The 26,580-nt window shown below is 72.7% G+C and carries 23 protein-coding genes and 1 tRNA gene; 9 read left to right on the top strand and 15 right to left on the bottom strand.

The genetic code is table 11. The features are described from left to right. Positions 1-133: 133 nt before the first annotated feature. Positions 134-2,635, bottom strand: a complete 2,502-nt coding sequence (locus WMF28_RS34605) for a beta-glucosidase (protein WP_437597786.1) — start codon at positions 2,633-2,635, stop codon at positions 134-136. A 456-nt stretch (positions 2,636-3,091) separates the two neighbouring features. Between WMF28_RS34605 and WMF28_RS34610 the strand changes: the two genes are divergently transcribed. Continuing rightward, entirely contained in the window at positions 3,092-3,700 is a 609-nt protein-coding gene (locus WMF28_RS34610) for a hypothetical protein (RefSeq protein ID WP_437597788.1), read from the top strand. 14 nt (positions 3,701-3,714) lie between these two features. Here the strand turns inward: WMF28_RS34610 and WMF28_RS34615 are convergent, their stop codons facing one another. Then, entirely contained in the window at positions 3,715-4,392 is a 678-nt protein-coding gene (locus WMF28_RS34615; RefSeq protein WP_437597789.1) for an RNA ligase family protein, read from the bottom strand. Positions 4,393-4,493: 101 nt separating this feature from the next. Between WMF28_RS34615 and WMF28_RS34620 the strand changes: the two genes are divergently transcribed. Then, the gene (locus WMF28_RS34620; RefSeq protein WP_437597791.1) at positions 4,494-5,633 is read left to right on the top strand and encodes an AAA family ATPase; all 1,140 of its coding nucleotides are present in this window, start codon (positions 4,494-4,496) and stop codon (positions 5,631-5,633) included. A 274-nt stretch (positions 5,634-5,907) separates the two neighbouring features. Here WMF28_RS34620 and WMF28_RS34625 read toward each other — a convergent pair whose 3' ends face one another. Then, on the bottom strand, positions 5,908-6,117 hold the full coding sequence (locus tag WMF28_RS34625; protein ID WP_437597792.1) for a hypothetical protein: 210 nt from the start codon (positions 6,115-6,117) through the stop codon (positions 5,908-5,910). A 220-nt stretch (positions 6,118-6,337) separates the two neighbouring features. Then, entirely contained in the window at positions 6,338-6,580 is a 243-nt protein-coding gene (locus WMF28_RS34630) for an AAA family ATPase (RefSeq protein WP_437597793.1), read from the bottom strand. An 869-nt stretch (positions 6,581-7,449) separates the two neighbouring features. Between WMF28_RS34630 and WMF28_RS34635 the strand changes: the two genes are divergently transcribed. Continuing rightward, positions 7,450-8,187, top strand: coding sequence for a Uma2 family endonuclease (locus WMF28_RS34635; RefSeq protein ID WP_437597795.1), 738 nt, complete (start codon positions 7,450-7,452; stop codon positions 8,185-8,187). Positions 8,188-8,244: 57 nt separating this feature from the next. Here the strand turns inward: WMF28_RS34635 and WMF28_RS34640 are convergent, their stop codons facing one another. Genes WMF28_RS34640 through WMF28_RS34650 form a run of 3 tightly spaced genes read right to left on the bottom strand, consistent with a single transcriptional unit; the run spans position 8,245 to position 13,084 of the window. Beyond that, on the bottom strand, positions 8,245-11,286 hold the full coding sequence (locus WMF28_RS34640; protein ID WP_437597796.1) for an ATP-binding protein: 3,042 nt from the start codon (positions 11,284-11,286) through the stop codon (positions 8,245-8,247). Next, positions 11,283-12,038 carry an enoyl-CoA hydratase/isomerase family protein gene (locus tag WMF28_RS34645; RefSeq protein WP_437597798.1) on the bottom strand — a complete coding sequence of 252 codons (756 nt, stop codon included), beginning with the start codon at positions 12,036-12,038 and terminating at the stop codon, positions 11,283-11,285. Before WMF28_RS34645 ends, WMF28_RS34640 begins: the two co-directional genes overlap by 4 nt. Continuing rightward, positions 12,035-13,084, bottom strand: a complete 1,050-nt coding sequence (locus tag WMF28_RS34650) for a RimK family alpha-L-glutamate ligase (protein ID WP_437597800.1) — start codon at positions 13,082-13,084, stop codon at positions 12,035-12,037. The genes WMF28_RS34645 and WMF28_RS34650 overlap by 4 nt, the downstream gene beginning before the upstream one ends. 322 nt (positions 13,085-13,406) lie before the next feature. On the opposite strand from WMF28_RS34650, the gene WMF28_RS34655 reads away from it, so the two are divergent. Together WMF28_RS34655 and WMF28_RS34660 are read left to right on the top strand one after the other, a co-directional pair. Then, positions 13,407-14,576, top strand: coding sequence for an acyl-CoA dehydrogenase family protein (locus tag WMF28_RS34655; protein ID WP_437604335.1), 1,170 nt, complete (start codon positions 13,407-13,409; stop codon positions 14,574-14,576). Between the two features lie 115 nt (positions 14,577-14,691). After that, a tRNA-Ala gene (locus WMF28_RS34660) sits at positions 14,692-14,764 on the top strand. Positions 14,765-14,828: 64 nt separating this feature from the next. Here the strand turns inward: WMF28_RS34660 and WMF28_RS34665 are convergent. From WMF28_RS34665 to WMF28_RS34675, 3 genes are read right to left on the bottom strand one after another with little or no spacing between them, the layout of a single operon-like run. Then, complete coding sequence (locus WMF28_RS34665) at positions 14,829-16,142, bottom strand: hypothetical protein (RefSeq protein WP_437597802.1); 1,314 nt, start codon at positions 16,140-16,142, stop codon at positions 14,829-14,831. Then, positions 16,142-18,232, bottom strand: coding sequence for a TonB-dependent receptor plug domain-containing protein (locus WMF28_RS34670; RefSeq protein WP_437597804.1), 2,091 nt, complete (start codon positions 18,230-18,232; stop codon positions 16,142-16,144). Before WMF28_RS34670 ends, WMF28_RS34665 begins: the two co-directional genes overlap by 1 nt. Continuing rightward, positions 18,229-18,969 (bottom strand): hypothetical protein, encoded by a 741-nt coding sequence (locus WMF28_RS34675; protein WP_437597805.1) that lies wholly within the window; start codon positions 18,967-18,969, stop codon positions 18,229-18,231. The genes WMF28_RS34670 and WMF28_RS34675 overlap by 4 nt, the downstream gene beginning before the upstream one ends. A gap of 194 nt (positions 18,970-19,163) precedes the next feature. Between WMF28_RS34675 and cobT the strand changes: the two genes are divergently transcribed. The 4 genes from cobT (at position 19,164) to WMF28_RS34695 (ending at position 22,892) form a co-directional block, all read left to right on the top strand. Further along, positions 19,164-20,261, top strand: a complete 1,098-nt coding sequence (cobT, locus tag WMF28_RS34680) for a nicotinate-nucleotide--dimethylbenzimidazole phosphoribosyltransferase (RefSeq protein WP_437597806.1) — start codon at positions 19,164-19,166, stop codon at positions 20,259-20,261. Then, entirely contained in the window at positions 20,258-21,025 is a 768-nt protein-coding gene (locus tag WMF28_RS34685) for an adenosylcobinamide-GDP ribazoletransferase (protein ID WP_437597807.1), read from the top strand. The genes cobT and WMF28_RS34685 overlap by 4 nt, the downstream gene beginning before the upstream one ends. A 17-nt stretch (positions 21,026-21,042) precedes the next feature. Beyond that, entirely contained in the window at positions 21,043-21,639 is a 597-nt protein-coding gene (locus tag WMF28_RS34690; protein ID WP_437597808.1) for a histidine phosphatase family protein, read from the top strand. Between the two features lie 377 nt (positions 21,640-22,016). Beyond that, positions 22,017-22,892, top strand: coding sequence for a hypothetical protein (locus WMF28_RS34695; RefSeq protein ID WP_437597809.1), 876 nt, complete (start codon positions 22,017-22,019; stop codon positions 22,890-22,892). Here WMF28_RS34695 and WMF28_RS34700 read toward each other — a convergent pair. From WMF28_RS34700 to WMF28_RS34720, 5 genes are all read right to left on the bottom strand, one after another. Next, a complete protein-coding gene (locus tag WMF28_RS34700) occupies positions 22,825-23,463 on the bottom strand; it encodes an aldo/keto reductase (protein WP_437597810.1) in 639 nt (212 codons plus the stop codon). The genes WMF28_RS34695 and WMF28_RS34700 overlap by 68 nt on opposite strands. Before the next feature lie 133 nt (positions 23,464-23,596). After that, positions 23,597-24,670 carry an MBL fold metallo-hydrolase gene (locus WMF28_RS34705; protein WP_437597811.1) on the bottom strand — a complete coding sequence of 358 codons (1,074 nt, stop codon included), beginning with the start codon at positions 24,668-24,670 and terminating at the stop codon, positions 23,597-23,599. Beyond that, the gene (locus WMF28_RS34710; RefSeq protein ID WP_437597812.1) at positions 24,667-25,179 is read right to left on the bottom strand and encodes an SDR family NAD(P)-dependent oxidoreductase; all 513 of its coding nucleotides are present in this window, start codon (positions 25,177-25,179) and stop codon (positions 24,667-24,669) included. Before WMF28_RS34710 ends, WMF28_RS34705 begins: the two co-directional genes overlap by 4 nt. Then, complete coding sequence (locus tag WMF28_RS34715) at positions 25,136-26,008, bottom strand: SDR family NAD(P)-dependent oxidoreductase (protein WP_437597813.1); 873 nt, start codon at positions 26,006-26,008, stop codon at positions 25,136-25,138. Before WMF28_RS34715 ends, WMF28_RS34710 begins: the two co-directional genes overlap by 44 nt. Then, a complete protein-coding gene (locus WMF28_RS34720) occupies positions 26,005-26,571 on the bottom strand; it encodes a TetR/AcrR family transcriptional regulator (RefSeq protein WP_437597814.1) in 567 nt (188 codons plus the stop codon). The genes WMF28_RS34715 and WMF28_RS34720 overlap by 4 nt, the downstream gene beginning before the upstream one ends. Positions 26,572-26,580: the final 9 nt, after the last annotated feature.

Genomic DNA, 26,580 nt, shown 5'->3' on the forward strand with positions numbered 1-26,580 from the left:
GGGAAGATCATTGATCTTTTCTTCCCGCCTTCCCGCCTTCATGTTCAAATCCGGCCACCCCCCTGCGTCGCGCTGCCCGGGACTCCCCATCACCGGGAGCCTCGCAGGCCCACGCCGGCGCGCCCTCAGGCCCTCAGGCGTCCACGTTCACCGCGGTCTGCCTCGTCAGGACGGTGGCCGAGTGCCCCGCGTGCAGCGTGAACACGCCGGGCTCGACCTGCCAGCGACCTGCCGCCCAGTGCGCAAAGGCCCGCGCCTCGATGGTGGCGACGACCTCGGCCGTCTGGTCGGGCTCGGCCTCGACGGAGGCGAAGCCGGCCAGCCAGAGCACGGGGCGCTCGACCGCGGAGCCCGGCCGCGACAGGTAGAGCTGGATCACGTGACGGCCGCGGCGGGTCCCGACGTTGCGGACCTGCACCCGCACCTCGACGGCCGCGCCGGCGGCGACGCTCGGCGGCGCGTCCATGTCGACGATCTCCCAGCGCGTGTAGCCCAGGCCGTGCCCGAACGGGTAGGCCGGGGTGACGCCGGCGCGGGCCCAGGCCCGGTACCCGACGTGCAGCCCCTCGGCATAGACCAGCTTGCCGTTCTCGGGCTTCGTCGAGAGCACGGGGACGTCCTCGTCGCGCGACGGCCACGTCGTGGGCAGACGGCCGCCGGGCTCCACGGCGCCGAGCAGCACGTCGGCGGCGGCGTTGCCGAGCTCCTGGCCCGGGAACCACGTGAGGAGCACCGCGGCCACCTCGTCGCGCCAGGGCAGGGTCACCGGCCCGCCGGAGTTCACGAGCACGATCGTCCGGGGGTTCACGGCCGCGACCGCGCTGACCAGCTCGTCCTGGCGGCCAGGGAGCGCGAGCGTGCTCCGGTCGAAGCCCTCGCTCTCGATCGCCTCGGTGGTGCCGACGACCACGATCGCCACGTCGGAGGAGCGCGCGAGCTCCACGGCGCGCGCGAGCTCCTCCTCGTCGGGCAGCGCGGGGACCTCGGCGCCGAGGGAGAACGCCACCGCGATCGTGCCCGGAAAGACCGAGTGCGCGAGGGCGAGGTCGATCTCCTGGCCGGCGGCGAGGGACAGCTCGGCCGCCCGCTGCGGCGGGGCGAGCAGGGCCGCGGCGAGGTCGTCCTTGTCCGGCGCGATCATCCCGTCGAAGAGGACCTGCCCGCCGCCGGTGAGGCGGTAGGCGCCCACGCCGGCCACGCCGATCCGGTAGCGGCCCGCCGCGGCGGCGCGGAACCGCGCCGTCACCTCGATGGTCGCGGCCCGCGTCGCGCGCTCGTCCCCGATGAACGTGAGGCGCCCCACGTCGCGATGCTCCTCGTGCACGACGTGGCCCTTGGCGTCGAGGAGCCGCACGTGCACGCCGGCTGTGCCGGTCACGGGGTCGACAACCTGGTCTCCGGCCACCGGCACGAGGCCCTCGTGGATGCGGGCGCCGAGCGCGTGGAGCACCTCGGCGCGCTGGCCGAGCGCGGCGCGCAGCCCGTCGAGCGGCGAGACGGCGTAGTGCGGGTGCACGCTGGCGCTGCCGCCGCCCTGGATCCGCCCCTGCGCGGCGCCGGGGCCGATCACGGCGACGCGCCGCAGGCTGGCCGCGTCGAGGGGGAGCGCGTCGCCCTGGTTGCGCACGAGCACCATGCCGGCCGCGGCGGTCTCGCGGGCAAGCCGGGCGGCCTCGGCGGCGGGGAGCTGGGCCGGGGCGGCGGCGGCCGGCGCGACGCCCTCGAGCGCGCCGACCCGGGCGGCGAGGCGCAGGAGGCGGCGGACCTTGTCGTCGATGGCCTTCTCGGGCACCGCGCCGCGCTGGACCGCGGCGACGAGCGCCCGGCCCCACGGCCCTTCCGGGCCAGGCATGACGAGGTCCAGCGCCGCGCGGGCTGCGGCCTCGGTGGAGCGGGTCGCGGTCCAGTCCGAGATCACGACCCCGTCGAAACCCCACTCGTCCTTGAGCGGCGCGTCGAGCAGGGCGTTCTCGGTCATGGTCGCCCCGTTGACCGCGTTGTACGAGGCCATCACGAGCCACGCGCGCGCGCCGACGATCATCCGCTCGAAGGGCGCGAGGTACAGCTCGCGCAGCGTGCGCTGATCGACGCGGACGTCGACGGTGAACCGCTCGGTCTCGGAGTCGTTGGCCACGTAGTGCTTGGGGGTGGCGCCGACGCCGTGGGCCTGCAGCCCCCGGACGTAGGCCGCGCCGATCCGACCGGTGAGCAGCGGGTCCTCGGAGAAGCACTCGAAGTGCCTGCCCCCGAGCGGGCTGCGGTGCAGGTTGACCGTCGGCCCGAGGACGACATCGACGCCCTTGCGCCGCGCCTCGGACGCCAGCAGGGCGCCGACGCGCTCCAGGAGGGCCTCATCCCATGTGGCGGCGAGAGCGGTGGCCGAGGGGAGGCTCACCGAGGGATCGCGCTCGTCCCAGTGCTCGCCGCGCACGCCGACCGGACCGTCCGAGACGACCATGCGGCGCAGGCCGATGGCGGGCTCTGGGTAGGTGCTCCAGAAGTCGGCGCCCGTCAGCAGGCGGACCTTCTGCTCGAGCGACAGCGCGGCGAGGGCGTCCGCCACCCGCCGCTCGACGGCCTCGGGTGGATGATCGGTCTTCTGGGGATGTGCTGATAGCGAGTCGGCGACGGCCATGGACCCTCCTGGAAGCGCAGAGACGCCGCCCGCGGCGGCGGCGTGAGCACGGTACGTACAAGGTCAGGGGAACGCCAGGTTCACAGGAGCGCGACGATCATCGGGGGTTGGGGATCATCGGGGCAGGTGGTGAGAGGGGCACCACCTGTGTTGGTGCCGCGTCGGTCGGCACGGGCGGTAGAGCTCGCGCGCCCGCGGCGTCCTCGGCGGGTCCCGGCCGCTCCGGCAGCCGTGCGCGAGCCGGGCCCGGAACCCGTCGTCGTGGCGCGATCCGTCGCGGTGATGGCAGCCGGCGAGGAGGGGGATGAGGGAGAGCCAGCAGACGGCGAGGAGGCGCACCGGGGGATTGTCGTGCCGCGCGCGGGGGGCGTCGAGACCTCGAGGAGATGGGAGCCCTTGTTGCTCCGGGACGGGAACGAGGCAATCCTCCGGGGCCCCTCGAGCGAGGTCTCCGCCATGAGCCTTTCGACCGTGCTCCGCGTCCTCGGCCGCACCGACGGCGAGGTCCACAGCGTTTTCCGCACCGGGTCCCGCGTGTACGGCACCGCGACCTCGACGTCCGACGAGGATTTCGTCGCCGTCCTCGCGCGCCGCGACGCGAGGCAGGACCTCGCGTTCTCGCCTGGCATCAACGTCGTCCTGCACGGGCTCGACACCTTCCGCAACGCCATCGCCGAGCACAGCGTCTTCGCGCTGGAGTGCCTGTTCCTCCCGCCCGATCACCGGCTCAAGGAGACGAGACCGCCCTTCGCGTTCAAGCTCGACAGGAAGAAGCTCGCCGCCTCGGCCGCGAGCCGCTCCGCGTCCGACTTCAAGAAGGCCGGCGCCCGCTTCGACGAGGAGCCGGAGGCCTCGAAGAAGAAGCTCTTCCACGCGCTCCGGGTGCCGCTCTTCGCCGTGCAGATCGCCGAGACCGGCGCCATCCACGACTACGGCGCCGCGAACCCGTACTGGCGCGAGCTCGTCGCGGACGAGCGCCTCGACTGGGAGGACTACCGCAAGACCTACGGCCCGCTCCGCGAGAGGCTCTGCGACCGGCTCGCGGCGCTGGCCTCACGACGGTAGCCGCGCCGCCGGCCTCAGGGCGGAGGCCCTCCCGCCGGATCCGCCGCGAGCTTCTGCGGCCGGATCTCCTGGTGCATCCAGTGCTCGTCCGTCTGCACGTGCCCGCGCCGCACCCACTTGGCGAGGCTGCGCTGGAACATCACGTCCGGGAACTCGCCCGCGACCCGCACCACCACCCCCTCGCGCTGGCCGCCGAACGCGGAGGGCTCGCGCGCGAGCCCGCTCGTCAGCGCCTCGAGCTCGCGCTCGCTCTCGACGATGCCCCGGAACAGGACAGGCACCGTGGGGAGCCCCAGATCCTTCGCCTGGGCCACGACCATATCCCACTCCCAGAAGAGCCCCAGCGCGTCGTCGCGCACGCCGAAGACCAGCGAATACCCCGGCAGCGCCTCGTACTCGATGGAGTGGACCGCATAGCAATACTCGCAGAAGAGCGACATGCCGTCCGAGAGCCGGTGAGCGATGCTCGCGTGCGTGGCCTTCGCGAGGTCGAAGCTCGGGTGGGACGGAGGGCCCGAGTGCGAGCGGGAGAAGACGCTCTTCCGCGTGTACGTGAGGTTGCTCCCGTCGCACTTCTCGGTGATGACGATCTCGACGCCGAGCAGCCCCGATACGTCGGCCATCCTCTTGTCGTCGGACGTGCCGCCGGGCGACCATGGCAGGTGGAACGAGCGCGGGTATTTGGCGGACATGGCGGCGGAAGGGTAGCACCGACCTCCCGGCGCGGACATGCTACGATCCTCGCGCGCTGCGCGCCTGCGTCCGGCGCGCGCCCGCCATGGGGTGCTCCGTCATGTCGTCCGCGTCCTCGCTCCTCGACCTCCTCACGCCCGATCCGGAGCGTGTCCCCTGGGACGAGCTCCAGGTCTTCGACTGGGTCCGTGCGCTCGAGGGCTGCCCGCAGGACCCGATCCACCACGCCGAGGGCAACGTCTGGATCCACACCCGCATGGTGCTGGAGACGCTCCTCGGGCTGCCCGAGTGGCGGGCGCTGCCGGCGGAGGAGCAGCGCGTCGTGTACCTCGCCTGCCTGCTCCACGACGTGGCGAAGCCGGCGACCACCCGGGAGCAGGACGGGAGGATCACGGCCAAGGGCCACTCGCGCGCGGGCGAGCTGCTCGCGCGCCGCCTGCTCTGGGAGCTCGGCGCGCCGTTCGCGCTGCGCGAGCAGGTGTGCGCGCTCGTGCGCTACCATCAGATCCCGTTCTATCTCATCGAGCGGGACGACGCGCGGCGCGTCGCCGCCGAGATCAGCCTCCACGCGCGCTGCGACCTGCTGGCGCTCGTCGCCGAGGCCGACATCCGCGGGCGCGTCTGCGCGGACATGGGCCGCGTGGTCGACAGCATCGAGCTCTTCCGCGAGTTCTGCCGCGACGAGGGGTGTTACCGGGCGCCGCGCGCCTTCGCGTCGGATCACACGCGCGTCGTGTACTTCCGCTCCGACCTCACCGGCGGGCGCCACCCGGACGTGGAGGTCTACGACGACACGCGCGTCGAGGTCGTGGTGATGAGCGGGCTCCCGGGCGCCGGGAAGGACACCTATGTCCGCAACCACCTCGCCGACTGGCCGGTCGTCTCCATGGATGCGCTGCGGAGCGAGCTCGAGATCGATCCGACCGAACCGCAAGGACAGGTGGTCCAGGCGGCGCGCGAGCGGGCGAAGGAGCACCTCCGGCGCGGCGAGCGGTTCGTGTGGAACGCGACGAACCTGTCGCGACAGCGGCGCGGGCCCGTGCTGCAGATGGCGGCGGACTACGGGGCGAGGGTCCGTGTGGTCTACGTGGAGGTGCCGGCGGCGGCGCTGTTCGCGCAGAACCGCGCGCGGGAGGCGGCGGTGCCGGAGGCGGCGATCCGCAGGATGATCGAGCGGTGGGAGATCCCGGGGAAGACGGAGGCGCACGAGGTCGTGCTGGCGGTGCGCGGAGAGGGGTAGGGCGTGCCGAGCTGCCCGGCCCCCGGAGAGGGCGTTCGTCGCGCGGGGTGGGGGCCCCGCCGAACTCGGCGGAGACATGGATCATCCGGCGATGCCGGATGATCCATGTCTCCGCCTCAAACATCGGCCCATCCCCCACCCCGCGCGACGAACGCCCTCTCCGGGGGCCTACCGTTGTGCCTGGGGAGAAGCACGTCTTGATGGCGATGCTTGGATAACTGCCGAGAGGCCCTCGTGCCCCGATCGGCCGAGCCGAGGAGATGTCCGGCGGAGTTCAACGCTCGTCGCAGAAGTGGCTCAGCGTCCACTCGCCGCCACACGGGTAGTGGATCAGCTTGAGGCCGGCCAGGCGCTGGCTGGACTCTTCGTACTTGACGGGTGCGCGCCCGATGCCGGTCTTCGGGGGGCGAACGCTCGAGCTGAAGAGCAATCCCCGGTAGACGACCCGCAGATCCGACTGGACCTGACCATGGTACTTCACCAAGGAGACGATGTACTCGGCCAGGAGCATCCCGTTTTCAAGCTGCCCCCTATTGCCGCGGACGTTCTTGGATTTCAGCTCGCACAGGAAGACATAGAGGGGCCTGGGCGTGGCGCTGCGCTCGCTGTCCCGCTGGTAAAAGATGATGTAGTCGCAGAGGGCGCGGACCCCTGGAAGGGCCTGGAACAGGGGGAAGAAACGATCGTCGACCGAGAACGTGCATTCACAGTTCAGGCGCGAGCAGCGACGGGGAGCGAACCCGTTGGTCCTCGGATGCCAGGAGCACCTCGCTCAAGCGCTCGATCGATTCATTGGTCAGTTTGGGATGAAAATGAAACAACCCGTAGACCGCCCACGCGAGGTACGTCTTCCCCGAGTTGTTCGGCCCTGTCAGCACGATGAGGTCCTTCGAGAGGTCGACCTCCGCCTCGCGCAACGGGCCCAGATTTTCGACGCGGCAGCGCATGCCCTTCGTCCCAGGAGATCCGCGCGAAACGCGTACAGCCGCGGCCCGCAGGAACCCCGAGCAACCCACCGCCTCCCCTCCGGGTCGGGCAAGGTTGCGAACGGCACCGAGCAGGCAGGCGCGCTCATTTCTTCACCGTCCTCAATGTCCTGCGATCATCGAGAACGTCTCGTCCGCCACGCCGACGGAGGACACCGGAACCGCCGGCGATGAGGAACGCGCAGCCGCGGGCTCCCTGCTCTTCCGCTCGGGATCGGGCCGCTGATCCCAACGGCACGCGGACGTCGCGCGGCCGCGGCCGCCGGCGCACACGTTGACGAGCGATGTCTTAGCCGGCAGCCTCGACCATGGCGCAGGTGAGGTCGGCGCGAGTTCGCTCTCCCAGGTCATCGACCCGAGCGCAGCTTGGATGCTCCTGCGTCTCAGGGCGACGTCGGCCTGCCTCAACGCGCACGAGCTCTCCGCCTAGGTCGACCCCGGTTCCCCTCAATTTGTACAAGGTTTCGGGGTCGCCGGACCTCGGTCATCTCAATTTGTACAAGGTTCTCCCCTCTGTCGACCCTGGTTCCCCTCAGCTTGTACAAGGTTTTGGGGTCGACCGACCCCTGCCATGCTCAACCTGCACAAGGTTCCCCCGTCGGCCGATGCCTGCCCCCGGCTCTCACCCCCGACCCGCACGGACATGACGCGCGGCCGACCCAACGAGCTCCTCCGCGAGCTCTGCCGCAACGAGGGCGGTTACCGGGCGCCGCGCTCGTTCGCGCCGGATAGGTGTTCCCCCGTCCAGCCGGCATCGGCCGGCGCGCGCCGCACGGGCCGGCCGGCTGCGCTCGCATGCGCGGCGCGGTACGCTGCGCCTGGAGCCGCGTATGCCCTTCCAGAGCGAGAACTCTCCCGTCCCGATTCCCCCGCCCGGCGAGGACCAGCTCCCGTACGACGATGGAGAGCCGATGGAGTCCGAGCGCCACCGCGCACAGATGGACCTGCTCATCGAGGCGCTGAAGCTCTTCTGGCACGACCGCGATGACGTGTACGTCGCCGGCAACATGGCCATCTACTTCAGCGAGCTGCAGGCGAAGAAGAACGACTTCCGAGGCCCCGACGTGTTCGTCGTGCTCGACACCAACCGGCGCGAGCGCAAGTCATGGGTCGTCTGGCAGGAGGACGGGAGGACGCCCGACGTCGTGATCGAGCTGCTCTCCGAGAGCACCGAGGCCGTCGATCGCGGCGACAAGATGCGCGTCTACGCGAAGCTCCTGCACGTACCGGAATACTACCTGTTCGATCCGTTCTCGGGCACGCTCGAGGCCTATGCGCTCGATCAGGCCACGCGGTCCTACGTGCCGGTGCCGCCCGAGTCGAACGGCGACGTCGCGAGCGCGTGCCTCGGCCTGCGGCTCGGAGTACGCCATGGCACCTACCTCGGCCTCGAGGCCGGCTGGCTGCGCTGGATCGATGCCCAGGGGCGCGTGCTGCCGACCGGTGAAGAGCGGGCCCGCGCCGCAGAAGAGCAGGCCCGCGCCGCCAGCGACGAGGCGAAGCGGCTCGCCGCTCGGCTGGCGGCATACGAAAAGCAGTTTGGACCGCTGCCGGGCGCCTCGGAGTAGCGGCCCGCCTGACCCGCGCCGCCCGCCGAAAGGCGCGGCTCAGCCCCAGCCGACCCGCTACCTCCGCCCGAACCCCGGCACCAGCATCGCCGTCCACCGCGCCGGGCTCTTGATCCGCTCCCGCGCCATCACCGCGTCCGCCTCGAGGAGCCGCTGCAGCCCCTTCTCGCCGCCGAAGAGCTCGCCCGACTGACGCCGCGCCGCCGCCGCGTAGAGCGGCATGTCCGCCGCGTCGAACCCGGCCGCCGCCACCTCCAGCTGCAGGATCGCCTCGTCCCGCTCGCCGCGCAGCTCCGCCGCGCCCGCGCGGAGGAGCGGCACGAACGGGTCGGACCACGCCATCCGCTCCCGGGTGAGCGCGGCGGCGTCCCGCAGCGCCGCCTGGATCAGCGGCTCGGGATCGGTCGCCCCCTCGGCGGCAGCGAGCGCCGTGCTCGCGCGCTCCACGTGGGCCATCACCCGGCTGTTCTGCATCATCAGCAGCATCGAGCCCTCGATCGCCGGCCACGCCTCCGCGAGCCGCTTCATCGCGGGGCCGGCGCGGCCGGCGTACCGGTCGACGTAGGTCTCGCCGAGCAGCCCCACGAAATGCTCGAGGTGGAACCCCGACGTCGTCCACCTCGACAGCGCCCCCAGGACCGCGCCGCGGGCGCCCGCCACGTCGTCCGACGCGAGCGCCACCCACACCGCCTGCACGCTGAAGATCGCCGCCGCATAGCGATCGCCCCGCTGCTCGGCCCCCCGGAGCACGGCCGGCATCGTCCGCGCGAGCGCGTCGATCTGCCCGCGGTAATACCGCATCCACGACGTCATCACCTGCGTCGTCACGAGCTCCCAGGCGGCGCCGGTGCAGCGGTCGCGCAGCAGCTCGTCGGCCCGCTCGTACCACGTGAACGCCGCCTTCCAGCGGCCCGCCGTGAACGCCTCGAGCATGCCCGACACCATCATCGACAGGCCGAGGAGGTGCGGGCTGTCGAGCCGCTCCGCGAGCGCGCGCACCGCGGCCACGAGCTCCTCCGCGCGCGCCCGGCCCGGCGCCCCCATCATGCACGCCGACGAGGCCTCGAACGCGAGCGCGCGGCCGACGCGGTACGGCTCGCCGGCGCGCAGCGCGAGCAGCAGGGCGCGCGCCGAGAACTCGGCGGAGCGCACCATGTCGACGGCCGACAGACCCACCGTCACCGTCCAGCAGGCGTCGATGCGCGCGAGATCCTCCGGACGCACCTCCGCCTCGGACCGCTCGCGGAACCGGAGGCCCCGCAGGCGCAGCTCCGCCCGGTGCAGGAGCAACGCCACGAGCGCGCGCCGCGGCGTCTCCGGGAACGATAGGCCGACCGCCCTCAGCACGGCGCGGACGAGATCGAGCCCCTCGTCGATGTGCCCGCTCCGCAGGTGCTGCTCCGCGGCGCGGCGGCGGAGCTCGAGCGACCGCGCGCTGTCCGCCCCCTCCGCCGCGGCCGCGTAGCGCCTCGCCGCCTCGGCGCCCTGGCCCGCGTTGACCAGCGCATCGGCGCACCGCACCCCGAGCGCGCGCCGCTCCGCCTCCGGGAGCTCCGCCTCGCGCGAGAGCAGGCCGAGCGCGAGCTCGTAGAGCCGCGCCGCGCGCTCGAACGCGAGCGCCTCGGCCGCCTGCTCGGCCGCGAGCGCCGCGAGCCGCCCCGCCCGCGCCGCGTCGCCCGCGCCGAGCCAGTGCCGCGACAGCGTCTCGGCGTCCGCCGTCCCGAGCGCCTCGAGCGCCCGCCCGAGCCGCCGGTGCCGCGCCGCGAGCTGCTCCGGACCGAGCCGGCCGACCACGGACGCGCGCACGAGGTCGTGCGACGCCTCGACGAGCTCGCCCTCGCCGGCGCGCCGCGCGACGATGAGGTCCTCTGTGAGCAGCAGCGTCATCGCCGGCGCGCGCTCCTCGTCCTCGAGCTTCGCCGCGCGCGCCGCGACCGCCGCGTCGATCGGCTCGCCGGCGACGGCGATCACCTCGATCAGCCGGAGCGCCTGCTCCGGCAGGCGGTGGAGCCGCGCCTTGAGCGCCCGGTCCAGCGCGGCGTCGCCCTGCGCGCCGGTCTCGCCCGCCGGCTCCTGCGCGTCGCGGGCGAGCTCGCCGAGCAGCCGCGGGTTGCCGCCGGACGCGCGGGCGACGGCGTCCGCCCGCGCGCGGGTGCCCTCGTCGCGCGCGAAGAGGAGCGCGAGCGCGAGCTCCTCGGCCTCGAGCGGCAAGAGCGGCCCGACCTCGATCTCGCGCAGCTCGCCGTCCCCGCGCGGCGGCTCGACCCGCTCCCGAACGCCGGGGGCGGCCTCGACCTCCCCGGCGGCCGGGCGCGCGAGCCCCATCCCGTCGAGCAGCGCGCGGAGCGGCGCGCTCGTGGCCACGTCGTCGGTCCGGTAGCTGCCGAGGAACATCATCGCGGGCGCGTCGGGCGGCCGCGTGAGCTCGAGCAGGAGCGCCACGCTGTCGGCGTCGCAGAACTGGAGGTCCTCGATCGCCACGACGAGCGGGCTGCGCTCGGCGATGCGCCAGAGCAGCTGCCGGAGCGCCGCGAAGGCGCGCTGCCGCAGCTCCTGCGCGTCGGGCGACTCGCTCACGCGCGGCGCGGACGCGACGGCGGGCACGCGCGAGAGCGCCGGGAACACCCGGACGAGCGCGCGGACGTCGCGCGGCAGGAGGCGCTCCACCTCGTCGGCGGAGACGCGCCGGAGGAACCGGCTCAGCGACTCCATGACGCCCCCGAAGGCCTTGTAGGACTCGGTCGCCCCGAGGGCGCAGCGCCCCCGCAGGACGACCGGCCCCTTGTCGCGGCGGAGCCCCATCAGGAAGTGGTGGATGAGCGCGCTCTTGCCCATCCCCGCGCCGCCGCGAACGAGCACGGAGATGGGCCGCTCCATGAAGAGCGACGCGGCGGCGCGATGCAGGGCGCGCAGGTGCGGGCGGCGGCCGATGAAGTGCTCGATCGTCGGCGGCACGAGCGGGTGCAGCGCGCTCTCCGGAGCGGGCTCGGCGCCGCCGGGCGCGGGCTCGGCGCTGCCGGGCGCAGGCGCGGCGCTCGGCGTCGGCTCGGCGCCGCCCGGGTCCTCCGCTCCGCCCCCTCCGCCCTGGGCCACGGTCACGTCTTGCTCAGGAACGCATCCATCGCCTGGCGGTGCTCCGGGCCGTTCCACTGCTCGGCGAACGCCCGCCGCTCGACCTCTACGGCGGAGGCGCGCAGCGCCTCACGCACCTTGCAGAGCGCCCGCTTCATCGCCGCGACCGAGGTGCGCGGGCTCCGGGCGATGCGGTTCACCTGCGCGATCGCACGGCTGCGCGCCGTGCCGGTCGCGACGACGTCGCTCACGAGGCCGATCCGGAGCGCCTCGGCGGCGCTGATCTTCTCCGCCGTCAGGAGCAGCCGCGACGCCTGCAGCGGCCCCACCCGCTCGCAGAGCCGCGTCAACCCGCCCCAGGCCGGCGACAGGCCCATCTTGACGTGGCGGAACGAGAGCGCGGCGTGCTCCTCGACGAGGACGAAGTCGCAGAGCAGGAGCAGCTCGCAGCCGCCGCCCAGCACGTCGCCCTGCACCGCGGCGACGATCGGCACCTCGCTCTCCTCGAGCGCCGCGAGGCCCTCGAACATCGCGAGGATCTCGCCGCCCTCCGCGCCGCCCGCGGCGAGCGCGGAGAGCTCGCGGATGTCGCCGCCCGCCACGAAGACGTCGCTGCTCGTCGCGGCGATCACGATGCCGCGCACGCGCGGGTCCGAGCCGGCGAGGCGGACCGCCTCGCCGAGGCGCCTCGCGAAGACGCTGTCGATGGCGTTCCTGCGCTCGGGGCGATCGATGGTGAGGACGACCGCGTCGCCGGCCGCCTCGACCCCGAGGGTCACGAGACGGCCCTCCGCGCGCCCCTCCCGTTCGTGAGCGCCGGGGGCTTCCTGCGGCTCGCGCCCGCCCCGTTCTCCACCGCGCGGCTGAACCGCCGCGGCACCGGCATGCGCTCGTCGTGGATCACGTCGGCGATCCGCGCCTCGAGCGTGCGGCGGCTGAGGCCGCGCTGCTCCTCGGCGTACCGCTCGGCGTAGCTGATGATCGCGCCCGCGACGTCGACGCCGCTCGCGCGCTCGACCCCCTCCAGCCCGGGCGAGCTGTTGATCTCGAGGATCTTGGGCCCGGAGCGCGCCTCGAGCATGTCGACGCCGGCGACCTCGAGGCCCATCGCCTTCGCGGCGCGGATCGCGACGCTCCGGTAGGAGCGCGGCAGCTTCACCCGGTCGCCCTTGCCGCCGCGGTGGAGGTTCGAGCGGAACTCGCCCGGCTTGGCGACCCGCCGCATCGACGCGACCACGCGGCCGCCGACGACGATGACGCGGATGTCGCGCCCCTTCGACTCGCGCACGTACTCCTGGAGCACGATGTCCTGGCCCATGGCCCAGAACGTCTCGAGCAGCGCGTGCACGGCGTGGGGCGTCTCGGCGAGCATGGTGCCGATGCCCTGGGTCCCCTGCTGGAGCTTCACGATCGCCGGGCAGCCGCCGACGAGCGAGAGCGCCGCCTCGACGCCGGCCGGGTTCCTGGCGCAGACGGTGATCGGCACGTTGAGCTTGCGGCGCGTGAGCAGCTGGAGCGCGCGCAGCTTGTCCCGGCTCCTCGCGATCGAGACGGCGCCGTTCAGGACCGGGACGCCCATGAGATCGAACTGCCGGACGACGGCGAGGCCGTAGTTCGTGATGCTCGCGCCGATGCGCGGGATCACGATGTCGAAGCGGGGCACCGCCGAACCACCGACGAGCAGCGACGGGCGGCCGCTCGACACCACGATCTGGAAATCGAGCGGATCGATGACGCTGACGTCGTGACCGCGCGCGCGCCCCGCGAGCACGATCCGGCTCGTCGAATAGAGGGACGCGTTGCGCGACAGGACGAGGAATCGCATGTGGCCCGGAGGCTAGCAGAGCCCGCAGACTGCGTGGATGGGAGCGCGAGTGGATTCATTTTTCGCGCTTCGGGTCCGGCGCGTTCAGCGTGTTCGGCGCGGTTCTTCGAACGCCCCCACCGCCCGCGCTGCCTGCCCCGCGTCGCGCGCCGCGCCATCGGCCCTCGTTTTCCATGCGGCTTCCATGCGGCCCCATGCGGCTCCGTTCGATTTCGATGCGGCGGACCGGACGCGAGCGGAAGCGCGGGTGAAGAGCGGCGCTTGCGCTGGAAAATGTTTCGTGTACGAATTATTTCGGTCCGCCGACGAGGAGGGGTTCGCGATGTGGCAGCCGTTCACGGAGGAACATCAGCAGTTCAGGAAGACGGTGCGGGCCTTCGCAGAGAAGGAGCTCGCTCCCCATGTGGAGGAGTGGGAGGCGTCGGAGTGTTTTCCCGGCTGGGTGTTCAAGCGCGCCGGCGAGCTCGGGATCCTCGGCGCGCACTTCCCGGAGGAGCACGGCGGCGCCGGGCTCGACTACTGGTTCTCGGCGGCGAAGGCCGAGGAGCTCGTGCGCTGCACGATGGCGGGCGTCTCGATGGGGCTGCTCGTGCAGAGCGACATGGCGACGCCGGTGATCAGCGACATCGGCACGAAGGAGCAGATCGACGAGTTCCTCAGGCCGGCGCTCGCGGGCGACAAGATCGCCGCGCTCGGCGTCTCGGAGCCGGCGGCCGGCAGCGACGTGGCCGGGATCCGGACGACCGCGCGCAAGGACGGCGACGACTACGTGTTGAACGGGCAGAAGACGTTCATCACGAACGGGACGCGCGCCGACTTCGTGACGCTGCTCGCCAAGACGTCGCCGGACAAGGGGGCCCACGGCTGCTCGTTCTTCCTCGTGCCGACGGCGCTGCCCGGCTTCAGCGTCGCGAAGAAGCTGAAGAAGATCGGCAACAAGTCCTCGGACACGGCGGAGCTCTTCCTGGAGGACGTGCGGGTGCCGCGGCGCTACCTGCTCGGCGAGCCGGACCAGGGCTTCGCCTACCTGATGCAGAACTTCCAGACCGAGCGGCTCGTCGCCGCGGTGGGCGCGATCGCGAGCTCGTTCATGACGCTCGACAACACGGTCGACTACGGGCGCGAGCGGGTGGCGTTCGGCAAGCCGATCATCAAGCGCGAGTCGTGGCAGCACAAGTTCGTGGACCTGTACACGCGCTGCGAGGCGGGGCGCGCGTTCGCCTACAAGTGCGTCGACCACTACAACGACGAGCGGTACGTGCGGAAGGTGCCGATCAGCTTCGACACGGTGAAGCTCATCTCGATGGCGAAGATCCTGGCCGGCGACGTGGCGAACGACGTCGTGGACACCTGCCTGCAGTTCCACGGCGGCTGGGGCTACATCGAGGACTTCCCGATCGCGCGCGCCTGGCGCGATCAGCGGCTCCTGCGCATCGGCGGCGGGACGACCGAGACGATGAAGTACTACCTGGCGAAGCTGATGAACTTCTGAGGGCCGCCCGCGCGAACGGCGCCAACCGACGCTCACGGACATAAAAAACGCGCCGGTCGAAAAAAAGTAGAGACAAGCCGAGCGGGAGGCTGTACATCTGCCGCTCCCAACGACCGGGGCTGTAGCTCAGCTGGGAGAGCGCATGACTGGCAGTCATGAGGTCAGGGGTTCGATCCCCCTCAGCTCCACCGATAGGACCGAAGGACTCCCGCGGGAGTCCGGCACGCCGCGCCTGCCTGCCGGCGTGCTCGCTCAGAACGCGCCGAGGTAGCGCGGCGGCAAACCGACCCGCGGGTCGACGTGGATGCTGGCCGCGTGCACGACCGCGCGGCTGCCCTCGCCGACGTCGAAGCGGTGGACGACGCCCCCTTCGGTCTCGGCGTCCGCGGCGAGGCACCGCCCGCAGGCCTCGGCGCAGCGCACCTCGCCGAGGGAGGACGGGAGCTCCGTCGAGCGCAGCAGGACCTCGGGCTCGCCGCGCGCCGGTCCGGAGGCGGCGAGCGCGACCGTCGTGAGGGTGTCGTCGACCGGGCCCCCCTCGCTGAGCGCGTCGCGGCCGAGCGTCGCGAGCAGGAGGCGGTCCTCGGCGGCGAAGGCGACCGAGAAGCCGGGCGTCCCCGCGCCGAGCTCGGCGGCCGTCCAGCGCGCCTCCTCGACGAGGGTGCCCTCGCGGCGCGCGAGGACGACGAGGCCCGCCTCGCCGGCGTTCGACGCGGCGTCGCGGCCGAACGTCCCGGTGCACACGACCGCGAGCCGCGAGCCGCCCGCGGACACCGCCAGCCCCCCGCACCCGTGGAGCCCGTCGAGCACCGTGACCTCCCGGATCGCGTCGCTGCGCGTGTCGATCTCGACGAGGCGCGACTCGGCCGACGCGCTGAAGTCGAGCGAGGTCGCCACGAGGAGCACGTAGAGGCTGTCGTCGACGAGCACCGCGCGGCCCGGCCGGGGGTAGAACGCCGGATCCTCCCCGGCCAGGGCGGGCGCGAGGTCGATCCGGCCGACGATCGCGCGGGCGCCGGGGTCGACGACGAGCACGTCGCTGCCGCCGTCGATCGGCGCGGCGGCCGGGTCGAGGTTCGGCTCGTGGCGCGTGACGTACGCCTTCCCGGGCGAGACCTCGACGTAGTCCTGCGGGTTCGCGCGGAACGCGGTGGCGACGGCGAGCTGCCCCGGCACCTCGCCGCTCCGGACGTCGACCCACGTGAGCACGGACGCGGCGCGGTCGAGGAGCACCAGCCGATCCCCGCGGACCGGCGCCGTCGGGACGAGGACATCCCCCGAGAGCGGCGAGGCGAGGCCGGGCGAGCTCGAGCCCGACGAGACGATCGACGCGGAGAGCACCGCGCCGTCCCAGCTCACCAGGCTGACGTTCGTGGACAGGTAGTCGCTGCTGACCACGACGGCGCCGCGCCCGCACGGCCCCGCGACGACGTCCGTGCCGCCGGTGCTCGGCGGCGGCTCCGGCGCGTTGCACCCGAGCAGCGCGCACGCCGCCCCCGCGGCGAGGATCTTCAGGGAGGGAGCCCCGGGGGCCGCCCCCCGTCCCAGGTCGAAGCGAGACGCCATCACCACCACACCTCCGTCGCCGCGTGAAAGCTCCGCCCGGGGAGCTCGAGGTTGAGCAGATCGAAGGTCCTCGCGGCGAGGACGTTCGTGATCGCGAAGCGCGCCGAGAGCCGCCGCCGGAGCGCGAGGATCGCGAGCTCCACGTCGGCCGTCGCCTGCTCCGGCAGCGGCCGGAGCCCCGCGGGATCGCCGACGCGCGAGGCGCGGTAGAGGAGCCGCGCCGAGAGCGAGGCGCGGTCGACGCCGAGCCGCGCGGGCTCCGCGTACACCTCCAGCGACGGCGCCGCCACCAGGCGCGACTGGAACGGGATGAGATCGTTCGCGATCGCGCGGCCCGGCGAGGTGTCCCTCGGATCGAGCGCGGTGAGCGCGAGGCCGGCGCGGAGGTGATCGAGCGCCGAGGCCGAAGCCGTGAGCTCCAGGCCGAGGACGCGCGCGCTCGCGACGTTGTACGGCCGCAGCACGCCGGCGAACGCGGGGCGGTGCGCGACGAGCCCCGAGGCGAAGCGCGAGAAGCCGAGGAGCTCGCAGGCGATCTCGGCGCGCGCGCGCGGCGCCGCCGCGGCGAGGCGCACCCCGAGCTCGGCCGAGAGGCCGCGCTCGGGCGCGAGCTCCGGGTTGCCGATGACGATCGGGGAGCTGCCGTAGAGCTCGCCGAGCACGGGGACGCGCACGTAGCGGCCGAGGTTCCCGAAGAGCGAGACGCCGCCGCCCGCGAGGCGGAGCCGGGCGCCGAGGCGGCCGCTCGGCTCGAGCGCGCGAAGGGGAGCGCCGGCGCCGCCGTGGCTCGTCCGGTGGAGCTCCACGGCGCCGAGGGCGTAGCCCTCGAGCGACGGGCCCTTCGCGTAGCGCAGGCTCACCGAGGCGCGGGACGTCGCGCGCGACGCGCGAAGCGGCGCCTCGCCCGCGCGATCGAGCGCGAGGAGCTCGCGCTCGTGGGCCGCCGAGGCCGAGAGGGAGAGGTCGTCGGCCGGGCGGTAGCGGAAGGCGGCCTGCCCGGCGCCGCGCGCGCCGGCGCTGGCGACGAGCGGCGACAGCAGGCCGAGCTCGCCCCGCGGATCGCGGACGACCTGGCTCGAGAGGATCGCCGAGCTCGTGAGCTCGAGGCGGCACCGGTCGAGGCCGCCCTCCGGCGGGCGGGCGCACGGGGCGACCGCGTTGACCGCGCCGAGCCAGCGCTGCACGTGGGTCCGCGCCGCCCGCGCCGGCGTCTCCGAGAGGCCTGTCGCGCCCTGGTCGCGCGCGAAGCCGTTGCCGATCGCCGTGACGCTGCCGCCCCCGGGCAGCTTGTAACGGCCGATGCTCCAGAGGTCGTAGGCGTCGGCGTCGGCGTTCGGCCTGGGCAGCGCCCGCCCCAGCCGGCTGTCCGTGACGAGGTAGTCGTTGTCGGCGGCGCGCCGGCCGAGCGCGATCACGGCGCCCGCGCGCTCGTCGCCGAGGCCCACCGACGCCCACGCCGCGCGCTCGCCGAAGCTGCCCGCGCCGAGCCCCACGGAGGCCCGGGGTGCGCGCGGCAGCGACGGCTCGAAGAAGATGGCGCCGCCGATCCCGAGGCGATCGGCGTGCTCGGGCGCGTTGCCCCGGTAGACCTCGACGCGCTCGATCATCCAGAGCGGGATCCTCGAGAGATCGGCGGTGCCGGTCACGTCGTCGTTGAGCCGGACGCCCGCGAGGTACACCGGCGTCTCGGCGCTGCTCGCGCCCCGGATGGACGCGGTCGCGATATCCGACGCCGCGCCTGTCCGGGAGACCTGCAGGCCGGGGACGCGGCTCAGCACCGCGGACGCCGCGGCGCCCGGCGCGCGGAGCTCGTCGCCGCGGATCACGTGGGACGCCGCGGTCGGATCCCGCGCGGCCGAGGTCGACGCGCGCTGCCCCTCGACGCGCACCTCGAGCGCCCGGCCGCGCGGCCGGGCCGGCGCAGCTGCGGCCGGAGCGGCTCCGCCGTCGTCTCCTGCTTCGCGCGCGCCGCCTCCGCGCGCGCCGCCGCTCGCCGTGTCGCCCGCGCCCGCCTCCTCCCCCTGCGCGCTCGGCGAGAGGCCGGCGACGGCCAGGAGCGCCGCGCAGGCGAGCCCCCCGGGGCGCCTCACGGACACAGCGCGTGGACGATGCCCACCGCGTCGAGGTCGAAGACGTCGGGCGTGCCGGCGCGATCGGTGATCCGCACGAAGCGGGCGAGCGGGACCCCGATCTCGGCCAGATCGAACGGGTCGCCGCCCGCCGACGACGGATCGAGCGGGTCGACGTCGTTCTCGTCGGGGTTGGCGTGCACGGGGTGCCACCCGGCGCAGCCGTCGTAGGGATAGCGATCCGCGGCGCAGGGGAAAGCCGCCCAGGCGACGCCGTCCTCGCTCACCTCGACCGTGGCGAGCTCGGCGAACACGCTCGCGGCGTCGCCGCCGCGCTCGAAGGCGTTCTCGAACACAAGGAAATCGGCCCCGGGCCCGTCGATGATCGCGTTGCCCTCGAACGCGAGCACGATCGACCCGCCGTCGCCGAGCGAGAGCACATCCAGCGAGCCGCCGCAGCAGCCGGCGCCCTTCGGCGGGCCGAGGACGACGTCCGGAGCCCGGTCCTGGCCGAACCCCTGCACTGCCCCGAGGCAGGCCGACACCACGCTCGTCGCGAAGCGCGCGCCCGGACCGTCGCACGACGCCGCCCCCGCTCCAGGAGCGCCGCCGTGGCCGCCGGAGAGGCACGAGCCGCCCCCGCCCGCAGCGGCGGCGGGCTCGCCGGAGCCGTCGTCCGGGGGCGCGTCGACGCCGCCGCACCCGGACAGGACGCCGGCGGCGGAGCAGAGGCAGACGAAGAGGGCGCGCAGCGACATCCTGGACCTGTTCGAGCGAGCTGGCGCCGTGGATCTCCGCGCCGGCGGCGACCGGCTTGTCCCGTTCCGGGGAGGATCTCCATCTCCCCGCTTCCCGCGAGGTACCTCTTCGGCCGGATGGGCCGCTATCACGGGCTGCAGGGACGGTCAACGCGCTTCCCCGGCCTCCCGCGGGAGAGTAGAAAACCTGAAACATGGACCTCTCGCCTCCCTGGGTGTTCCCGGAGCTCGACGCGGGCGCGCTCGCCGCGGCGCGCGCGCGGCAGGACACGCTGACCAAGCCGCGCGGCAGCCTCGGAGCGCTCGAGGATCTCGCCGTCGCGCTCGCGGGCATCCAGGGCGGGAGGCCGGCGAGCCGGCCTGCGGCGGCGGTGCTGTTCGCCGCCGATCACCCCGTCACCCGGCACGGCGTGTCGGCCTACCCGGCCGAGGTCACGGCGGCGATGGTGGCGAATTTCGTGCGCGGCGGCGCCGCCGCCAGCGTGCTCTGCCGGCACCTCGGGGTCGAGCTGCGGGTCGTGGACGTCGGCGTCGCCCACCCGTACGAGCGCATCGGCGTGGACGTCGGCGGCGCCGGCGCGCGGCTGCGGCGCGACCCGGTGGCCGACGATCCCATCGGCGATCTGCGGGTCGAGGACGCGCTCTCGGAGGCCGTCTACGAGCGCGCGCTCCGCGCCGGCGCCGCCGAGATCGACGCGCTCGGGGGCGACACGCGCGTCGTCCTGCTCGGCGAGATGGGCATCGGCAACACAACGGCGGCCTCCGCCATGGCGGCGCTGCTCCTCGGGCTCGCCCCGGAGGACCTCGTCGGGGCGGGGACGGGCGTCGGGGGCGACGCGCTGGCGCGCAAGATCGAGGTCGTGCGCGACGCGACGCGGCGGGTTCAGGGCGCCCCGGGCGCCGAGCGCCCCGATCCGCACCGCATCGTGCGGGCGGTCGGCGGAAAGGAGATCGCCGCGCTCGTGGGCGCCATGGCGCGGGCGATCGAGCGGCGGATGGTGGTGCTCGTCGACGGCTTCATCGTCTCGGCGGCGGCGCTCGCGCTCGTCCGGATGGAACTCCAGGCGCGGGCGGGCATGCTCTTCGCGCACCGCTCGGCCGAGCGCGGCCACGCCCACGTCCTCGCGGCGCTCGACGCCCGCCCCTTGCTGGATCTCGGCATGCGGCTGGGCGAGGCGAGCGCCGCCCTGGCCGCGCTGCCCCTCCTCGACGCCGCGTGCGCCCTCCACGCCGGCATGGCGACGTTCGCGAGCGCGAACGTGCCCGACCGCGCGCCGCCCGGGACTCCATGACGATGCCGCCGGTCCTGCGCGGCGCCCGGGCGGCGACGACCTTCCTCACGCGCGTTCCGGTCGGCGGCTTCCCCTATGCCGACGCGGACTGGCGCTGGGCCTCGGCCTGGTTTCCGTTCGTGGGCGCCGTCCTCGGCGCCGTCCAGGCCGCTGTGTGGCTGCTCGTCGACGGGGGCGGCGCGCTCGTCGCGGCCAGCGTCGTCGTGGCGCTGGGCCTGCTCCTCACCGGCGCCTTCCACGAGGACGGCCTCGCGGACACGGCCGACGCGCTCGGCGGCGGCTTCGATCGCGCGCGCGTGTTCGAGATCCTCAAGGACAGCCGCATCGGCTCGTTCGGCGCCGCGGCGCTGATCGTGGTCCTCGTGCTGCGCATCGCCCTGCTCGCGCGGCTCGACGCCGCGGCGCCGGTCGCGCTTGTGCTGACGCAGTGCCTCTCGCGCACCCCGCCGATCTGGTTGATGGTCGCGCTGCCCTACGTGACCCAGGGCGGCTCGCGCAGCCGGCCGGTCGCGCGGGCGGCGCTCCCGCAGGCGCTCCTCGGCTCGCTCTGGCCGGCGCTCGCGCTCGCCGCCGCGCACACCGCCGGGGTCATCTCGGCGGCCGAGGCGGCGGCCATGCTCGGCGCGGCCGCCGCCGCCGCCGCGGTCTGCGGCCTCCGCTTCCGCGCCCGCGTCGGCGGCCTCACCGGCGACTTCCTGGGCGCGACGCAGCAGATCGCCGAGTGCGCCGCGCTGCTCGCCCTCGCGCTCGCGCGGGGCGGCTGAGCCGCGGGCGCGCCGGCATGGATCCCCTCCCCTTCGGCCTCATCGCGTTCCGCCACGCCCCGGTCCCGCTCTCCGGCGTCTGCTACGGCCGCCTCGACGTCGCCGCGGAGCTCTCCCCCGACGGCGCCGCGACCGCGATCGAGCGCGCGCTCGGCGACCTCGGCCTCCGCCCCGGCGTGGTCTGGTCGTCGCCGCTCTCCCGCTGCGCGCTCCCCGCGGCCGAGCTCGCGGCGCGCCTCCGGGTGGCGCACGCGGTCGACGAGCGCCTCGTCGAGATCGCCTATGGCGCCTGGGAGGGGCGCGCCTGGTCGGACATCGAGCGCGACGATCCGGTCGCGTATGCCGCGTGGCTCGACGGCTGGGAGCGCGCCGGGCCGCCGGGGGGCGAGTCGGCGATCGAGGTCGAGGCCCGGGTGCGGTCGTTCTGGTGCGCGCTCTCTCCGGCGTGCGGGGCGCCCCCGCACCTCCTGGTCGCACATGCGGGCGTGCTGCGGGCCCTCCGCGTCGTCGCCTGCGGCGCGTCGTGGATCGAGGCGATGAGCGCGCCTGCCCCGTACCTTGCGGCCGAGCGCTTCCCGCTGCCGGCGTCCGCCGTTTCGCTGGAAGCCCGCTAGTCGCCCGCTCCGCGCGTCAGAAATCCTGGCAGGACGATTCCGCGGGGGGGCGAACCGTCGCGATCCGTCGGATCCTCCGGGGTTTTGGGAGAGAGAGCGTGACGACGGATCGCACCCCCTCGGAAGGCATGGGCCCAACCCGGGCCCAACGAATAGGCGTTTGCGGGACTGCGCCTGAGCAGCAGCGGCGGCGAGGTCCCGGCGCAGTCCCGCAAACGCCTATTCGTTGGGCTTGCGTTTCGGAGCGGTCATGCCGAGCTCGTCACTCGCACCAGACGGGGCTCATGCAGCGCGCACAAGTTCTCCGGCGGCGCCAGGTCGACGTGATTGACGCGAGTCGGGATCGCGGGTCTGCTTTTCGAGGATAGCGGGAGACGATGATGCCGAGCGCTTCGGAGCCTGACCCATCGATGCCGGACCGCGCGGCGACCGCGGCGCCCTCGACGACCGCGCGCGGAAAGCCGGAGGGGAGGCCGCCGCACCCGGCCACCGTGGTGCAAGCCAAGCCGCAGCCGAAGGCGCGCGCCGAGAGGCCGCCGCACCCGGCCACGGCGGCGCGGCCGGCGGCGGGGGGCCAGGGCGCTGCCGCGCCACGCGCTCCCGGCGAAGGGCCATCACCACCGGGTGAAGGCACGGCGCAGCCGCTGCTGACAACCGTTGCCACCGTCGCTGCATTGGCATGGGGCACTGCCTACCTGCGCGATTCCCTGTTCGGTAGCTCCGAGCTGCCCCGGCGCGGCGTGCGGAACGATGACATCGTGGACGCGGTGGCGCAGGACTACACCGTGAAGAAGGGGCTACAAGTCACCCCGCGGACACGGACGCGGATTGTGGTCTCGCTCGGCCGCATCCTGACCGTGAACTACGACACGAGCGATTCTTCGTTCAACATCGGAGAAATCGAGCGACCAAAGGGTGTCAAATACTTCGCGAGCGACATTCTCGAGTTTGCTTTCAGGCGAATCGAGGCCTATCTCAAGAAAGGGCCATTGCCGCTCGCCCTCATCCGTGGGGCCGGCATCGTCAATCAAGGAACCGCCTGGATTGCCAATTTTCCTGGCGTCCAGGCGCTGTCATGGCTGGTGTCCGGGACCCTGTCCGTGGACGTCGAGAGGCAGACTCCGCTCGGCAAGATGATCGAGCACTTCCTCGCCGACTACCATCCCGACCTGTTCATGAAGAGCATCACCGTGGAGCCGGGGCCGCAATCGAACGCACGGAACACGGTGGTGAAGCTCGGCACCAAGGAGTGAAGCGCGGTGGAGGGCGGCCCCGAGCGCCTTGCATTGCGGTCGGCGGCGAGATAGGTGTGCGGATGCTCGGATGACGGCTATACCGAGCGCCGAGCGCTGGTCCGAACTTCCAGTTGGGCCGTTGAACCCAAGCAGAAGCCGATTCGGAAAGCTCGAGCACCTCGTCTCGAGTGAGCGAGAACGTCAGGGCGCCCGCGTCTTGTCTCGCCTGCTTCGCGTCCTTCGCTCCTGCAATCGGAATCACGCCCTGCTCGATCACCCACCGCAGCGCGACCCGCGCGGGCGTCTTCCCGTACTTGGCGCCGATCGCCTCCAGGCGCGCCGTGATCGCCCCGGCCGCGGCGATCTCCGTTGGCCGAAACACCCCGGTGAGCCGGCGGCGGACCCAGTCCCGTGGGACATCTCCCGGGCGGTACTTTCCAGAGAGGAGGCCCATCGCCAGAGGCATGAACCCGACTGGAGTGACTCCGAGCTCCCGACACGCGTCAAGCACGCCATCGAACTCCGGGCGACGGTACCAGAGCGAGCTCTGTGCTGCCGAAGAGGTTTGATGTACTTGTTCTTCCACCACGCGGCGGTGCCTACGCCGAGGCGCGAGACGAGGACGTTCGTCTTGCCCAGACGCACCTTCTCCGTCTCGTCCAGGGCAGCCGCAGTTCTCGATGGGTCATTGGTTGAGTTGGACATCGGGTCACCCGTAGCTGTCACGGGTGCGGTTGAAGCTGCTCGGCCAAGGGGCGGAAAGGCGCCTCCCTCGACCTGAGGTCTCGCCACCACGGCGTTGGAGCATCGAGCTGCGAGGGTTCGACGACCTGGCCGAGGCTCGGTGTGACAACCCGTAGGCCCTGTTCGGCCGCGAGTCGCACGAGCGTCTCCGCAGGCTCATCCCACGCGTGGAGCGCAAGATCGAAGGTACCCCAGTGCACCGGCAGCAAGGTCCCGCCGCCCAGCATCTGCAACACCTTGAGCGCGTTCTCGGGCCCCAGGTGAATGGCCTCAAAGCCTGGGTAGAACGCGCCGATCTCGAGCATGACGAGGTCGAACGGCCCGTACATCTGGCCCGTCTCGCGGAACTGTTCGGTCAGCCCCGTGTCGCCCGAGAAGAAGACCTTGTGCCGATCTGACTGGATGACCCATGACGACCAGAGGGTCGCGTCCCGGTCGCTCAGGCTGCGACCTGAGTAGTGCTGGCTTGGGGTCGCGATGAAGCGCAACCCGCGAACGTCGCATGATTCACCCCAGTCGAGCTCGTGAATGCGCTCTGGCGCAATTCCCAGCCGCTCGAGGTGCGACCCCACCCCGAGCGACGTGACGATCGGGATCGCCGGCATGCGAGCGAGACCGGCGATCGTGGTCGCACACAGGTGGTCGTAGTGGTCATGGGAGAGCACCACGGCATCGAGCGGAGGTAGCTCTCCGAGCCCTGCCGGCACGGGGTGAAAGCGCTTCGGGCCCGCGAAGGAGACCGGGGATGCCCGCTCGCCGAAGACGGGATCGGTCAGGACTCGATAGCCGTCGATCTCGATGAGCACGGTGCTGTGGCCGAGCCACGTCGTGCGGAGCCCGGAGCTGACCGGACGACCCCATGCTTCATGGGGGCGCGTCGTCGGCAAGGGAGCTTTCGGTCTACGTCGAGCCCCCCCGAAGAGGAGCTCGGGGAGCATCGGAAGGACTCCGGTCGTCGACGCCCTCCACGGACCCAGCGGGTTACGAAAGACGTCGCCGTCGAACTGCCTCGACGAACGAACTCGTTCCAGACGAAGACCATGAAAGCTCATGCGTTGCCTCTCGCCGCCCGAGCCGCCGCCTCGGCGCCGAGCTTCTCGCTCGACGTCCACAGGTCGGCCGCGAGCTTCGGATCCATCGCCTGCTTCTGCGGGGTCGCCGGCCGTCGCTTCGAGATGTACTCGCCCTTGAGCGACGCCGCCTCCGGCGAGGTCGGTGTCTTCGCGAGGTCGAGTTTTCCGCGCGCCTGCATGGAGCTTGAGGTCGACACGACGCGCGCGCCGGGGGTCTTGCGGATGAGGGCAAGCAGCGACGTCGTGAGCAGGAAGTACGCGAGGTGGTCTAGCGCGAACGTCAGCTCCAACCCGTCGGGCCCTATCGTCGGCTTCTTGAAGGTGGCGCCCGCGTTGTCCACGAGGACGTCGAGCCGATCGTGCTTGGCCTTGAACTCCTCGGCGGCGCGCTTCACGTCGGCCATCCGCGACAGGTCGCAGAGAAGGATGTCGAGGTTCGGGTGCTCACTTGCTCTCCTTGGGAAAGTGGGGACGCAGAGCAGCGGCAAAGAGGAGGTCGAGTATCCGGTCGGGCAGGATGCGCACCAAGGTGAGGAGTGCGGCCTCGCGGCCGACGGTGTAGCGAGTGCGCGGCTTGCGCGCCGTCACTGCCTTGGCGATCACCTTGGCCGCAGCGTCAGCGGGCAGGCCCGACTTGGTGTGGTAGGCGGTCTGCGCGATGATGGCTTGCACCAGCCCGCCGTAGCGCTGGCTTTGCTCGGGCGTCATGGTCGACGTCACCTCATGGGCGCTGGCGATCGCCCGGCCGGGCATCTCCGTTCGCACGGCGCCCGGTTCGACCACGACCACCTGGACGCCCAGCGGGGCGATTTCGCGTCGCAAGGAGTCACTGACCGCTTCGAGCGCGAACTTCGTGCCTGCGTACGGACCATAGGTGGCCATGGCGACCTTGCCGCCCACGGAGCTGATGTTGACCACGCGACCCTTGCTGCGGATCAGGGCCGGCAGGAGTGTCTGGGTAACGGCGATGTGGCCGAAGAGGTTGACCTCGAACAGGCGTCGCCACTCGTCGATCGCGAAGACCTCGACCGGTGCGTTGACCGCCATGGCGGCGTTGTTTACCAGGGCCCGCACTGCCCGGCCCTGCGGGTCCCCGTGCACCCGAGTCGCCAGCGCCCGGATGTGGTCCGGGTTGGTGATGTCGAGGATCAGCGGCTCTATACCTGGCCCCCGGATTGCGTCGGCGTCCCGGTCGCGCCGGACACCCGCGAGGACGTGGAACCCCCGCCGAGCCAGCTCGCGTGCCGTGGCCGCGCCGATGCCGGTAGACGCACCGGTTATGATGGCGATCTCTTGGATTTCAGGTGCCGCTGTCATGGCCGCGCTCCTTTCTTCGACGAGCGAGGAGCGAAGCGCGCTGCGAGGAGCTGCGTCCGCTGCTCCAGCACCTCCATCGACGGTTGGTCCGCGAGCAACCCGTCGAGCGCGAGGAGGAAGACCTCGGCGCTCGCCTCATCGCCCAAGATGGCGGCCACGCACTCGAGCGCGATCTTGCGATAAAGTGCCTCGCTCTCGGGATCGATGCGCTCGCACGCCTCGATGAAATCGCTCCCCATCGGTGCCCCGACCATCTCAGCCCAGGGCTCGAGCGCCAGCAGACGGCAGACGCTGAGCAAGCGCTCATAGGCGCTCCCCGGGCCGTTCGCCGCCTCCTTCGCGGCGGGGTGCCGAGAGACCAGCCAGTCCACGAATACGGCCCGGTAGATGTCTTCTTTGTCCTTGAAGATCCTGTAGAGCAGCGTGCGCGAGAGGCCGGCGCGCTTGGCGATGTCCTCGAAGGCCGTCTTCGCGAAGCCGAAGTTGAGGAAGCACCAGCGCGCGGCGGTCAGGATCCTCGCGCGGCGGGCGGCCGCCTCGTCGTCTGTCGTCGTCGCTCGCATGAAGACATT

Source organism: Sorangium sp. So ce590 (genome assembly GCF_051521365.1).
In the GTDB taxonomy this organism is placed as follows: domain Bacteria; phylum Myxococcota_A; class Polyangia; order Polyangiales; family Polyangiaceae; genus Sorangium.

What these genes read in the sequence shown, in the direction of transcription:
- WMF28_RS34635 (WP_437597795.1), top strand. Translation starts at nt 7,450, where the DNA reads ATGCCCTTCCAGAGCGAGAACTCTCCCGTCCCGATTCCCCCGCCCGGC.
- WMF28_RS34720 (WP_437597814.1), bottom strand. Translation starts at nt 26,571, where the DNA reads ATGCGAGCGACGACGACAGACGACGAGGCGGCCGCCCGCCGCGCGAGG.
- WMF28_RS34650 (WP_437597800.1), bottom strand. Translation starts at nt 13,084, where the DNA reads ATGCGATTCCTCGTCCTGTCGCGCAACGCGTCCCTCTATTCGACGAGC.
- WMF28_RS34675 (WP_437597805.1), bottom strand. Translation starts at nt 18,969, where the DNA reads ATGTCGCTGCGCGCCCTCTTCGTCTGCCTCTGCTCCGCCGCCGGCGTC.
- WMF28_RS34685 (WP_437597807.1), top strand. Translation starts at nt 20,258, where the DNA reads ATGACGATGCCGCCGGTCCTGCGCGGCGCCCGGGCGGCGACGACCTTC.
- WMF28_RS34610 (WP_437597788.1), top strand. Translation starts at nt 3,092, where the DNA reads ATGAGCCTTTCGACCGTGCTCCGCGTCCTCGGCCGCACCGACGGCGAG.
- WMF28_RS34705 (WP_437597811.1), bottom strand. Translation starts at nt 24,670, where the DNA reads ATGAGCTTTCATGGTCTTCGTCTGGAACGAGTTCGTTCGTCGAGGCAG.
- WMF28_RS34690 (WP_437597808.1), top strand. Translation starts at nt 21,043, where the DNA reads ATGGATCCCCTCCCCTTCGGCCTCATCGCGTTCCGCCACGCCCCGGTC.
- WMF28_RS34665 (WP_437597802.1), bottom strand. Translation starts at nt 16,142, where the DNA reads ATGGCGTCTCGCTTCGACCTGGGACGGGGGGCGGCCCCCGGGGCTCCC.
- WMF28_RS34615 (WP_437597789.1), bottom strand. Translation starts at nt 4,392, where the DNA reads ATGTCCGCCAAATACCCGCGCTCGTTCCACCTGCCATGGTCGCCCGGC.
- WMF28_RS34620 (WP_437597791.1), top strand. Translation starts at nt 4,494, where the DNA reads ATGTCGTCCGCGTCCTCGCTCCTCGACCTCCTCACGCCCGATCCGGAG.
- WMF28_RS34655 (WP_437604335.1), top strand. Translation starts at nt 13,407, where the DNA reads ATGTGGCAGCCGTTCACGGAGGAACATCAGCAGTTCAGGAAGACGGTG.
- WMF28_RS34630 (WP_437597793.1), bottom strand. Translation starts at nt 6,580, where the DNA reads ATGCGCTGCCGCGTCGAAAATCTGGGCCCGTTGCGCGAGGCGGAGGTC.
- WMF28_RS34695 (WP_437597809.1), top strand. Translation starts at nt 22,017, where the DNA reads ATGATGCCGAGCGCTTCGGAGCCTGACCCATCGATGCCGGACCGCGCG.
- WMF28_RS34715 (WP_437597813.1), bottom strand. Translation starts at nt 26,008, where the DNA reads ATGACAGCGGCACCTGAAATCCAAGAGATCGCCATCATAACCGGTGCG.
- cobT (WP_437597806.1), top strand. Translation starts at nt 19,164, where the DNA reads ATGGACCTCTCGCCTCCCTGGGTGTTCCCGGAGCTCGACGCGGGCGCG.
- WMF28_RS34605 (WP_437597786.1), bottom strand. Translation starts at nt 2,635, where the DNA reads ATGGCCGTCGCCGACTCGCTATCAGCACATCCCCAGAAGACCGATCAT.